This window comes from Thiobacillus denitrificans DSM 12475 (genome assembly GCF_000376425.1).
In the GTDB taxonomy this organism is placed as follows: Bacteria; Pseudomonadota; Gammaproteobacteria; order Burkholderiales; family Thiobacillaceae; genus Thiobacillus; species Thiobacillus denitrificans.
In genome coordinates this window covers 303884-315961 of the sequence record NZ_AQWL01000002.1, presented here as the reverse complement: position 1 = coordinate 315961, position 12078 = coordinate 303884, and the positions used below count along the sequence as shown (strand labels likewise).

The window sequence follows — 12078 nt, the reverse complement described above, 5'->3', positions numbered from 1 at the left end:
TTCAGTGTATGCGCTCATTTTCCGCAATGCACCTGCACGAATAGACTCTTTCAGGCAGCTTTTGTTTCCCCGTGGCACTGATGATAAGGTGCGCACCTGCCCTACGCCTTTGTTCTTCTTGCGGAATCTGCCATGCGCGCCTTGCTCGTCCTGCTGTTCACCCCGTTGCTTGCTTTCGCCCAGGCGGGCGGCCCGCCCTTCATCCCGGTCAACATGATGAAGGCAAGCGCCACCCCGGTGTCCAGCACGGTCAACGCAGTGGGCGCACTGATTGCCGAGGACAGCGTGGTACTGCGCCCGGAAATCGACGGCCGCATCGACAAGCTGCTATTCAAGGAAGGCCAGCCGGTGAAGAAAGGCGCGGTGCTGGTGGTGCTCGATTCCGCCGAGCCGCGCGCTCGTCTGGCCGCCGCCCAGGCCGATCTCAAGCTGGCGGAAAGCCGCTACAGGCGCAGCGAGGAACTGGTCGCGCAGAATTTCATCTCCAGACAGGCGCTCGACGAAGCGCGCGCCAACCTCGACATCCTGCGGGCGCGCCTGCGCCAGGAGCAGGTTGCCCTCGACAAGACGGTGATCCGCGCGCCGTTTGCCGCCCTGGCCGGATTGCGCCAGGTCAGCCCCGGCGCCTATGTCAACAAGGGCGACGACATCGTGCGGCTGGATGCGCTCGGCAACCTGAAGCTGGAGGTGCCGGTGCCCGAAATCTACCTGCCGCTGGTGCGTATCGGCCTGCCGGTCACCCTGACCATCGATGCCCTGCCCGGCCGGACCTTCAGCGGCAAGGTGCACGCCATCGACCCGGTGGTCGATCCGGTCAGCCGCAACGTGCGGGTGCGGGCGCGCATCGCCAATCCCGCCGGCGTGCTCAAACCCGGCATGTTCGCCCGCGCCACCGCCGATCTGGGCGGCAAGACCAGCGCGATCCTGCTGCCCGAACAGGCGATCGTGCCGCGCCCGGATGGCTCGTACGTTTTCCTGGCGGTCGACGGCAAGGCAGACCTGCGCAAGGTCACGCTGGGCAAGCGCGAACCGGGACGGGTCGAAATCGTATCCGGCGTTGCCGCCGGCGACACCGTCATTCTCGACGGCCAGATCAAGCTGCGTCCCGGCGTGCCGGTGGTCACGCTGGAGCAGGCGGCGCAGATGATGAAGAAAATGCAGACCGGCAAGCCCCGCTGATCCGGGCTGACCGCACTCGATTCAGGCAAGCCGCGAAGACCACCCATGATCCTCTCCGATATTTCCATCCGCCGCCCGGTGCTCGCCACCGTGATGAGCCTGCTCATCATCCTGGTCGGCCTGATTGCCTTCGACCGCCTGCCGGTGCGCGAATACCCCAATATCGACGCGCCGGTGGTATCGGTGCGCACGGTCTATCCCGGCGCCTCCGCCGAGGTGATGGAGAGCCAGATCACCAAACCGCTGGAAGATTCGCTGTCCGGCATCGAGGGCATCCGCACCATCAAATCGGTGAGCCGCGAGGAAGTCAGCCAGATCACGGTGGAGTTCATCCAGTCGCGCGACCCCGAAGCCGCCGCCAACGATACCCGCGACCGCGTGGCGCGGGTGCGCGGCCAGCTGCCCAGCGAGACGGAAGATCCGGTGGTGGCCAAGATCGAAGCCGACGCCCAGGCCATCATCTGGCTGGCATTCTCGAGCGACCGCCAGTCGCCGCTGGAAATCACCGACTACGCCGACCGCGTGGTGGCCGACCAACTGAAGACCCTGCCCGGCGTCGCCTCGGTCATCATCGGCGGCGAGCGCCGCTATGCCATGCGGGTATGGCTCGACCCCAGCCGCATGGCGGCGCTGGGGGTGACGGTGCAGGACGTGGAAACCGCACTGCGCAGCCAGAACACCGAACTGCCCTCCGGCCGCATCGAAAGCCAGACACGCGAGTTTTCCGTACTGGCCGAAACCGACCTGCGCACCCCGGCACAGTTCGAACAGGTCATCATCCGCGACAGCGGCGGCATCCTGGTACGGCTGGCCGACGTCGGCCGCGCCGAGGTCGGCGCCGAGGACGAGCGCAACGTCGTGCGCGTCAACGGCCGCGCTGCGGTGGGGCTCGGCATCGTCAAGCAGTCGACTGCCAACACGCTGGCAGTCGCGCGCGCGATGAAGGCCGAGCTGCCACGCCTGCAGGCCGCCCTGCCGGACGGCATGCAGCTCAAGGTCGGCTTCGACAGCTCGATCTTCATCGAGAAATCGATCGACGCCGTGTACACCACCATGCTCGAAGCCATGGTGCTGGTCGTGGGGGTGATCTTCCTGTTCCTGCGCAACTGGCGCGCCACCCTGATCCCCTTCGTCACCATCCCGGTGTCGCTGATCGGCGCCTTCATCTTCCTCTACGCCATGGGCTTCACCATCAACGTGCTGACCCTGCTCGGACTGGTGCTGGCGATCGGCCTGGTGGTGGACGATGCCATCGTCATGCTGGAAAACATCTACCGCCACATCGAGGAAGGCGTGCCGCCGTTCGAGGCGGCGGTCAAGGGCGCCAAGGAAATCGGCTTCGCGGTGATGGCGATGACGCTCACGCTGGTCGCGGTGTTCGCGCCGCTGGCATTTGCCGAGGGCAATACCGGCAAGTTGTTCACCGAATTCGCGATGACGGTGGCGGCGGCGGTGCTGGTGTCCGGCTTCGTCGCACTGACGCTGACACCGATGCTGGCGAGCAAGATCCTGCACCATCAAACCAGCCATAACGCCTGGTTCAATTTCGGCGAGCGCGTGCTGAACGGGCTGAACAACGCTTACACCCGCGGTCTGGCGCGTGTGATCAGGCATCCGTTGATCGTTGTGCTGGTATTTGTGCTGGTGGCGGCGGCCGCGTTCGGCCTTTTGAAATCGCTCAAATCCGAACTGGCGCCGACCGAGGATCGCGGCTTTTTCATCGGCTTCATGCTGGCGCCAGAAGGTGCCACCCTGCAATACACCGACGACTACGCACGCCAGCTCGAAGGCATCTACCAGAGCGTGCCCGAAGTGGATACGGCGTTCGTCGTGGTGGCGCCGGGGCTGGAGCGCCCCAACCCGGTCAACAGCGCACTGTCGTTCGTGACGCTGAAGCCGTGGGAGGAACGCAGCCGCAGCCAGATGGCGATCACCGAAGGCCTCGGCCCGCAGATGTTCATGGGTATGCCGGGCGTGCTCGCCTTCCCGATCAACCCGCCCTCGCTCGGCCAGAGCTTCCGCAATCCGCCGCTGCAGTTCGTGGTGCAGGCGCCGAGCTATGCAGAACTGGACAAGGCCGTGGAAGCCCTGATGGCGAAAGTGCGCGAATACCCGGGGCTGGTCAACGCCGATACCGACCTCAAGCTCAACAAGCCGCAGCTGAAGGTCGACATTAACCGCGACAAGGCGGCACAGATGGGGGTCGGCATCGACACCATCGGGCGCACCCTGGAAACCTTGCTCGGCGGGCGTGAAGTCACCCGCTTCAAGCAGGCAGGCGAGCAATACAACGTGGTGGTGCAGCTCGACCCCGCCGCGCGCGCCACCCCGCAGGACCTGACTGCGCTATACGTGCGCGGCCAGGGCGGCAGCCTGACGCCGCTGTCCAACCTGGTCGCCGTTTCCGAAACCGTGGCGCCGAAGGAGCTCAACCACTTCGACCGCCAGCGCGCCGCCATTATCTCGGCCAACATCGCGCCCGGCTACACGCTGGGCGAGGCGCTCGCCTTCATGGATCAGACCGCCAAGGCAACGCTGCCGAAATCTGCGCGCACCGCGCTCGACGGCCAGTCGCGCGAATTCGGCGAATCCGGGCAGACGCTCGCCATCACTTTCGCGCTGGCGCTGATCGTCATTTATCTGGTGCTGGCGGCGCAGTTCGAAAGCTTCGTTTCGCCCTTCATCATCATGCTCACCGTGCCGCTCGCCGCCACCGGCGCGCTGCTGGCATTGAAGCTCACCGGCGCCACGCTCAACGTCTACAGCCAGATCGGGCTGGTGATGCTGGTCGGCCTGATCACCAAACACGGCATCCTGATCGTCGAATTCGCCAACCAGCTGCGCGGACGCGGCAAGCCCAGGGCCGAGGCGGTGATCGAAGCGGCCAGCCTGCGCCTGCGACCGATCCTGATGACCACCTCGGCGATGGTGCTGGGCGCCGTACCGCTGGCGCTCGCAGCGGGCGCCGGGGCGGAATCGCGCTCGCCCATCGGTTGGGTCATCGTCGGCGGCCTGCTGCTCGGCACCCTGCTGACGCTGTTCGTCATTCCAGTCGCCTACACCCTGCTGACGCGCGACCGCACAGCCGCCGCCCGCACAATTCCGCCGCTCGCCACCAGCCCCCGAAAGTGACGAACGCGCCCACTGCACTGACGAAGCTTCGTCAGTGCAGTGGGCGCGTTTTTTCATCAAGCCGTCAAGCCCGCCTGCTTTAATGCGGCTTTTCGCGCACTCCGCGCCTTACGGAAGACTGGCATGAACCCTGCTCGAATCCTTGTGTATGCAACACAAGGAGATACCGAAATGATCGAACTGGAATCCGGCAGCGCACTGGACATCGCCCTGCAGGAAGATAGCAGCGGCCGCGACCGCGTGGTGGTGACGCTTCAGGCGCAGGGGTATGAACTCAACCTTACCCCACATCAGGCGCGGGTGCTGGCAACCGCACTCATCATGGCGGTGAACCGTGCCGAGGTGCGCAGCAACCTCAAGCACAGCCAGAACATGGTGCGCGGCGTTCAGCCGGCCGGACAAAAGCGCGGCCTGTTCGCCCAGGCTTTCGCCAAATAGGTTTCAAGGCCAGCCGGTTTCGGCTGGACCTGGGTAGCGGACAATCCGTCCGGGCTGCCCGATAAGTCGCCTCCGCATTGTCGGGGGCCCGCCATCCGTGATAGGGTGGCATTCAGGCGCGGTGGATTCGTCCTCGCGCCTTTTTATTTCACCATTTCCACCACTTCGCAGGAACCAGCATGGCCGTCATCGAACTCACCAAGGACAACTTCGAATCCACCATCCAGAGCAACGACGTTGTCATCGTCGACTTCTGGGCGCCGTGGTGCGGTCCCTGCCGCGGGTTTGCGCCGATTTTCGAGGCTGCATCCGACAACCACGCCAACATCGTCTTTGCCAAGGTCAACACCGAAGTCGAGCAGGATCTGGCCGGCTATTTCCAGATACGCTCCATCCCCACGCTGATGGTGTTCCGCGAACAGGTCATCCTCTATTCCGAAGCCGGCTCGCTGCCCGCCAACGCGCTGGATTCGCTGATCGAGCAGGTCATGGGGCTGGACATGGCGCAGGTCCACAAGGATATCGCCGAGCAGCAAGCCCAGCAGGGTCCGGCCTGATCAGCGCCTGGCCGCACCCGACAACAACTGCCGCAGCAGCGGCAGCGTGATTGGACGGCGCATTTCGAGGCTGAAGCGGTCGAGCGCCTCCAGCACCCGCAGCAGGCTCTGCATGTCGCGCGCAGTATGATTCAGTAGATAGTCCGCCACCTGAGGTTCCAGCCGGAACCCCAGGGTTTCGGCGTGCTGCGCCAGCGCAGCGCGTTTTTCGGCGTCGTCCAGGCCGTGCAGCTGGAACACCAGGCCCCAGCCCAGCCGGGTCTGCAATTCCGGCATCACCGGCAGGTCGGCCGGCGCCGCCGTCCCCGCCGCCAGCCACAACCCGCCCGCTTCGCGCACCCGGTTGAATGCGGCGAAGCCGGCGCGCTGCTGCGCGGCATCCCACGCATCGACCCGATCCGCGATCACCGCCTGAGCGGCGCGGCTCCCGGTGACATCCACACTCAGGCCGCGCGCCCGACAGGCATGCGCCCAGGCTGCCAGCAAATAGCTCTTGCCGCTGCCCGGTGCGCCCCACACATACACCATGCGCTCGGCCGCGCTGCCGTCGAGCATGGCCGCAAGCTGTGCCATCAGTTCGACGTTGCGCCCCGCCACGAAGCGGGCAAGTTCGGGCTGCGCAGGGGGGCGGATGTCGAGAAGCAACTGTTGCATAGGGGCGCAAGGATAAGCCAAAAATCCCCGCAGCGCGCCAGAAAAAACCCGGACGGCGCCATGTGAAAACGTCCGCCACGCAGCGCTATACTTGAAAACTCTGCCTAGCCGAATCTTGAGTCGTCACGATGAGCCTTGCCTTTCCCGTTCCGGTCAAACCCGTGATCCAGCCGCCGCCCATGGTGGAGGAGGTACTCACTGCCGATGAACGCGCGGCGCTCAAGGCACGCATCAAGGCGCTGATGAAACAGCAGGATGCGGTGCTGGTGGCGCACTACTATACGTCGGCCGACCTGCAGGACCTGGCCGAGGAAACCGGCGGCTGCGTGTCGGATTCGCTGGAGATGGCGCGCTTCGGCCACGCCCATCCGGCGAAGACGCTGATCGTCGCCGGGGTCAAGTTCATGGGCGAGACCGCCAAGATCCTGAATCCGGAAAAGCGCGTCATCATGCCCGACCTGGGCGCCGACTGCTCGCTCGACCTGGCCTGCCCGGCGGATGAATTCGCCGCCTTTTGCGACGCCTACCCGGACCGGCTCTCGGTGGTCTACGCCAACACCAGCGCAGCGGTGAAGGCACGCGCCGACTGGGTCGTCACGTCCGGCATCGCCGCCAAGATCGTCAAACATCTGCACCGGCAGGGGCACAAGCTCTTGTGGGCGCCGGACCGCCACCTGGGCGACTACGTCCAGCGGGTGACCGGTGCCGACATGATCCTATGGCAGGGCTCCTGCGTGGTGCACGAGGCGTTCAAGGCCGAAGCGCTGAAGAAGCTGCATGCCGAGCACCCGGCCGCCGCGGTGCTGGTGCATCCCGAGTCGCCGCAAGCCGTGATCGCACTGGCCGACGTGGTCGGTTCGACCACTCAGCTGATCGACGCGGTACGCACCCTGCCCAACCCGGAATTCATCGTCGCCACCGACAACGGCATCTTCCACAAGATGCGCGCAGCCGCCCCCGGCAAGCTGCTGCTGGAAGCGCCGACCGCGGGCGAAGGCGCCACCTGCACCTCGTGCGCGCACTGCCCGTGGATGGCGATGAACGGCCTGAGAAAGCTTGCCGCCGTGCTGGAATCCCCCGCAGGAGACAAGAACGGCGGCAACGAAATCCACATCGAGGAAGGCATCCGCGCCAGGGCCGCCGTGTCGATCCAGCGCATGCTGGATTTTGCGGCAGCCGAAAAAGCCGGAAAAATTCAACTGGGTGACTGAGCTGCTGCTCCAGCCATGGCCGGAACCAGCCTGCTTGCCCTGATCGACGACATCGCCAGCATCCTCGACGACGTGTCGGTGATGACCAAGATCGCCGCCAGGAAGACCGCGGGCGTGCTCGGCGACGACCTGGCACTGAACGCCCAGCAGGTCGCCGGCGTGAAAGCCGAGCGCGAACTGCCGGTGGTGTGGGCGGTGGCCAAGGGCTCGCTCCGCAACAAGCTGATCCTCGTCCCCGCCGCGCTCGCCATCAGCGCACTGGCACCGTGGGCGATCACGCCGCTGCTGATGCTGGGCGGCGTCTTTCTGTGTTACGAAGGTTTCGAAAAGCTGGCGCACACATTTTTCCACCGCGCAGAAGACGATGCGCGCCATGCCGGGCTGGCGCAGGCGCTGGCCGACCCCAACGCCGACCTGGTCGCGCTCGAACGCGACAAGATCAGGGGCGCGGTGCGTACCGATTTCATCCTGTCGGCCGAAATCATCGTCATCACCCTGGGCACCGTTGCCGCCGCGTCGTTCGGCATGCAGGTCGCGGTGCTCGCCGGCATCGCCATCGCAATGACCATCGGGGTGTACGGCCTGGTCGCCGGCATCGTCAAGCTCGACGACGCCGGGCTCTGGCTCAGCCGGCGGCCCGCCCGCCCTGCGCGCGCATTCGGCCGCGGCATTCTCGCCGCGGCGCCGGCCATGATGAAAGGGCTGGCGCTGATCGGCACCGCCGCCATGTTCCTCGTCGGTGGCGGCATCCTCGTGCACGGCCTGCCCGCCGCGCATCATCTGGTCGAAGCGGCCACCCACGCCATTGCGGCCCTGCCCGGAATCGGCGGCATGCTGGGCACGCTCACCCCATTGCTGCTAGATGGGCTGGCCGGCATTGCCGCAGGCGCACTGGTGCTGGCAGGCGTCACGCAAGGCAAGCGGCTGTTCAAATAGCCCGTCGCGCCAGTCGGCACGGCCGGCCCCGTCAGCGCGGGATTTTCGTGGCGCAGGCGCCATTCACCCTCATACGGCGCATTCTCCCTGCCCGCCGCTGGCCGCACGGCCGGCGATCACCATCGCGCCGGCACGCACTGCCGACATCCCGGCAATATCCCGTAAAATACAGCTTTTGCAGTACCGTCCCGCCATGAATTCCCGCCTCCGCGAAATACCCTACAACTACACCTCGTTTTCCGACCGCGAAATCGTCATCCGCCTGCTCGGCGCCGATGCATGGGATGTACTCAACACGCTGCGCGGCGAACGCAAGACCGGACGCTCGGCGCGCATGCTGTTCGAGGTGCTGGGCGACATCTGGGTGGTGCGGCGCAATCCATATCTGGAAGACGACCTGCTCGACAACCCCAAGCGGCGGCAGATGCTGGTCGAAGCGCTGCGGCATCGCCTGCACGAGATCGAGGTGCGGCGCCAGGGCAACGAACTGGTCGGCCAGCTTCTGGCAGCGGCCGGGCGCGCGGTGCGCGAATTCGAGGCCTGGTTCGACGACACCACCAGCCTGCGGGCGCGCATCCTGCGCCGTCTGGTGGGCGTGACCCGGCGCGACAACATCGCGTTCGACGGCCTGGCGCGCGTCTCGCATGTCACCGACGCCACCGACTGGCGGGTGGAATATCCTTTCGTGGTGCTGACCCCGGACACCGAAGCCGAGATGGCTGCGCTGGTGGCCGGACTGATCGAGCTGGGACTGACCATCATCCCGCGCGGCGGCGGCACCGGCTACACCGGCGGCGCAATCCCGCTCACCGAACAGGCGGCCGTCATCAACACCGAGAAGCTCGAAGCGATGAGCGCGGTACAAATGCAGCACCTGCCCGGTATGGAATTCGAAGTTCCCACCATTCATTGCGGCGCCGGCGTGGTGACCAAGCGGGTGATGGAAGCGGCCGATGCCGCCGGCCTGGTATTCGCGGTCGACCCGACCTCGGCCGACGCCTCGACCATCGGCGGCAACGTATCGATGAACGCGGGCGGCAAGAAAGCCGTGCTGTGGGGCACCGCACTGGACAACCTGGTGTCGTGGCGCATGGTCACGCCGGACGCCGACTGGATCGAGGTCAGCCGGCTCAATCACAATCTCGGCAAGATCCACGACGTGCCTTCGGCCACCTTCGAAATCCGCCGTTTCGCCGCCGACGGCAAGACGCCGAAAGGTTCGCCGGATATCCTCACCATCCCCGGCAGCCGCTTCCGCAAGACCGGCCTCGGCAAGGACGTCACCGACAAGTTCCTGGCCGGTCTGCCCGGTATCCAGAAGGAGGGCTGCGACGGCCTGATCACCTCGGCGCGCTTCATCCTGCACCGGCTGCCGGCGCACACCCGCACCGTATGCCTGGAGTTTTTCGGCAATGCCGCCGAAGCCACTCCGGCGATCGTCGAGGTGAAGGAATATTGCGACGCGCATCCCGCCATCCTGCTCGCCGGACTGGAGCATCTCGACGCGCGCTACGTCAAGGCGGTCGGCTACGCCACCAAGGCGCCGCGGGCCGCCCGCCCGAATATGGTGCTGCTGATTGACGTCGTCTCGGACGACGAAGTCGCCGTCGGCGAAGCCGCCTCGCGCATCGTGCGCATCGCCAACGCGCGCGGCGGCGAAGGCTTCATCGCGGTAGCGCCCGAAACCCGCAAGATCTTCTGGCTCGACCGCGCCCGCACCGCAGCGATCGCGGCGCACACCAACGCGTTCAAGATCAACGAGGACGTGGTGATCCCGCTGCCGCGGCTGGGCGACTACACTGACGGCATCGAGCGCATCAACATCGAACTGTCGATCGCCAACAAGCTCAAGCTGCTCGACGCGCTGGCCGAATTTTTCGCCGCGCCGCTGCCGCTGCTGGAAGACGACGATACCGTCGCCGATCCCGCGCAGGTGGAAGAAAAACGCCAGCGCGCAGTGGCCCTGATCGAAACCGTGAAAGCCCGCTGGCAGGGCTATGCCGGCGACCTCGATGCGCCGCACGCGCAAGGAACGGTGTTCACCGCGCTGCGCGACAAGCACATCCGCGTGTCGTGGAAGCGCGAGGTAAGGCGCGAACTGCACCAGTTGTTCATCGGCCGCGAATACATCCGCCTGCTCGAAGCCTGCGATCGCATCCACAAAGAGGTGTTGAAAAGCCGCGTCTTTGTGGCGCTGCACATGCATGCCGGCGACGGCAACGTGCACACCAACATCCCGGTCAACTCCGACAACTACGCCATGCTGCAGGCCGCCAACGCGGCGGTGGCGCGCATCATGGCGCTCGCCACCGATCTCGGCGGGGTGATTTCGGGCGAGCACGGCATCGGCCTGACCAAGCTGGAATTCCTCGACGCCGCGACGATCGCGACCTTTGCCGACTACAAGAACAAGGTCGACCCGGCGCAACGCTTCAACAAGGGCAAGCTGCTGCCGGGCGCCGATCTGCGCAACGCCTACACGCCGTCGTTCGGCCTGCTGGAAGCCGAATCGATCATTCTCGAAGCGTCGGAAACTGGCGCCATCGCCGATTCGATCAAGGACTGCCTGCGCTGCGGCAAGTGCAAGCCGGTATGCAACACCCACATTCCGCGCGCCAACCTGCTGTACTCGCCGCGCAACAAGATCCTCGCCACCTCGCTGCTGATCGAGGCCTTTTTATACGAGGAGCAGACCCGGCGCGGCGTGTCGCTGAAGCATTTCGACGAGTTCAGCGACGTCGCCGACCACTGCACCATCTGCCACAAGTGCAAGAACCCGTGCCCGGTCGACATCGACTTCGGCGACGTCTCGGTCGCCATGCGCAACCTGCTGAGGAAGCAGGGCAAGAAGAAATTCAATCCCGGCACCTGGGCGTCGATGGCATTCCTGAACGCGACCGACCCCGCCACCATCAAGGCCCTGCGCAAACCGCTGATCGAATGGGGCTACGCCAGCCAGCGGCTGGGACACCAACTGTTCAAACGCATGGGGCTGATCCAGGCGCAGACGAAAAACCCGCCCGCCACGCTGGGCAGGCCGAAGCCGGTCGCGCAGGTGATCCATCTGGTCAACAAACCGATGCCGGGCGGGCTGCCGAAAAAGACCTCACGCGCGCTGCTGGGACTGGAAGATCCCTCGATCGTGCCGATCCTGCGCAACCCGGCCAAGCTCAACGAAGACAGCGACGCGGTGTTCTATTTCCCCGGCTGCGGCTCCGAGCGCCTTTTTTCGCAGGTCGGGCTGGCCACCCAGGCGATGCTGTTCGAGCTCGGCGCGCAGACCGTGCTGCCGCCCGGCTACCTCTGTTGCGGCTACCCGCAGACCGCGAGCGGCCAGGCCGACAAGGGCGAAGCGATCACCGCGGCCAACCGCGTGCTGTTCCATCGCGTCGCCAACACGCTGAACTACCTTGACATCAAGACCGTGATCGTGTCGTGCGGCACCTGCATGGACCAGCTGCTGAAATACGAATTCGAGAAAATCTTCCCCGGCTGCCGCCTGCTCGACATCCATGAATACCTGATGGAAAAAGGCGTCAAGCTCGACAACGTCAGCGGCGAGAAATACCTCTTTCACGATCCCTGCCATACGCCGATGAAGACCCACGCACCGATGAAAGTCGCCAACGCGCTGCTGGGCGGCGGCGTGCACCTGTCCGACCGCTGCTGCGGCGAATCCGGCACGCTCGCCGTCAGCCGGCCGGATATCTCGACGCAGATCCGCTTCCGCAAGGAGGAGGAAATCCGCGCCGGCGTCGCCGCGCTCGGCTCCGGCACGCAGCCGGTCAAGCTCCTCACCAGCTGCCCGTCGTGCCTGCAGGGCCTCGCGCGCTACAGCGACGACACCGGCACCGAGCCCGACTACATCGTGATCGAGCTGGCGAAGAAGCTGCTGGGCGAGAACTGGATGGCAAGCTACCTCGCGCAAGTGGGCAACGGCGGCATCGAGCGCGTGCTGCTGTAGGGTAAGT

The 12078-nt window shown here is 65.5% G+C and carries 8 protein-coding genes; 7 read left to right on the top strand and 1 reads right to left on the bottom strand.

All coding sequences use genetic code 11. From position 1 onward, the window contains the following. The first annotated feature begins 132 nt into the window (after positions 1–132). The 4 genes from B059_RS18595 (at position 133) to trxA (ending at position 5306) form a co-directional block, all read left to right on the top strand. On the top strand, positions 133–1179 hold the full coding sequence (locus tag B059_RS18595; protein WP_018076919.1) for an efflux RND transporter periplasmic adaptor subunit: 1047 nt from the start codon (positions 133–135) through the stop codon (positions 1177–1179). A gap of 45 nt (positions 1180–1224) precedes the next feature. Further along, entirely contained in the window at positions 1225–4311 is a 3087-nt protein-coding gene (locus B059_RS0103810) for an efflux RND transporter permease subunit (RefSeq protein WP_018076918.1), read from the top strand. A gap of 171 nt (positions 4312–4482) precedes the next feature. Continuing rightward, positions 4483–4749, top strand: coding sequence for a hypothetical protein (locus tag B059_RS0103805; protein WP_018076917.1), 267 nt, complete (start codon positions 4483–4485; stop codon positions 4747–4749). Positions 4750–4928: 179 nt separating this feature from the next. Next, entirely contained in the window at positions 4929–5306 is a 378-nt protein-coding gene (gene trxA / locus B059_RS0103800) for a thioredoxin (protein WP_018076916.1), read from the top strand. Here the strand turns inward: trxA and hda are convergent, their stop codons facing one another. After that, the gene (gene hda / locus B059_RS0103795; protein ID WP_018076915.1) at positions 5307–5960 is read right to left on the bottom strand and encodes a DnaA regulatory inactivator Hda; all 654 of its coding nucleotides are present in this window, start codon (positions 5958–5960) and stop codon (positions 5307–5309) included. A gap of 128 nt (positions 5961–6088) precedes the next feature. On the opposite strand from hda, the gene nadA reads away from it, so the two are divergent. The 3 genes from nadA (at position 6089) to B059_RS0103780 (ending at position 12071) form a co-directional block, all read left to right on the top strand. Continuing rightward, complete coding sequence (gene nadA / locus B059_RS0103790; RefSeq protein WP_018076914.1) at positions 6089–7171, top strand: quinolinate synthase NadA; 1083 nt, start codon at positions 6089–6091, stop codon at positions 7169–7171. 15 nt (positions 7172–7186) lie between these two features. Next, on the top strand, positions 7187–8107 hold the full coding sequence (locus tag B059_RS0103785) for a DUF808 domain-containing protein (RefSeq protein ID WP_018076913.1): 921 nt from the start codon (positions 7187–7189) through the stop codon (positions 8105–8107). Between the two features lie 193 nt (positions 8108–8300). Next, a complete protein-coding gene (locus B059_RS0103780) occupies positions 8301–12071 on the top strand; it encodes a DUF3683 domain-containing protein (protein WP_018076912.1) in 3771 nt (1256 codons plus the stop codon). The last annotated feature ends 7 nt before the right edge of the window (positions 12072–12078 follow it).

Coding starts and splice junctions, on each gene's coding strand:
- B059_RS18595 (WP_018076919.1), top strand. CDS start 133: ATGCGCGCCTTGCTCGTCCTGCTGTTCACCCCGTTGCTTGCTTTCGCC.
- B059_RS0103810 (WP_018076918.1), top strand. CDS start 1,225: ATGATCCTCTCCGATATTTCCATCCGCCGCCCGGTGCTCGCCACCGTG.
- B059_RS0103805 (WP_018076917.1), top strand. CDS start 4,483: ATGATCGAACTGGAATCCGGCAGCGCACTGGACATCGCCCTGCAGGAA.
- trxA (WP_018076916.1), top strand. CDS start 4,929: ATGGCCGTCATCGAACTCACCAAGGACAACTTCGAATCCACCATCCAG.
- hda (WP_018076915.1), bottom strand. CDS start 5,960: ATGCAACAGTTGCTTCTCGACATCCGCCCCCCTGCGCAGCCCGAACTT.
- nadA (WP_018076914.1), top strand. CDS start 6,089: ATGAGCCTTGCCTTTCCCGTTCCGGTCAAACCCGTGATCCAGCCGCCG.
- B059_RS0103785 (WP_018076913.1), top strand. CDS start 7,187: ATGGCCGGAACCAGCCTGCTTGCCCTGATCGACGACATCGCCAGCATC.
- B059_RS0103780 (WP_018076912.1), top strand. CDS start 8,301: ATGAATTCCCGCCTCCGCGAAATACCCTACAACTACACCTCGTTTTCC.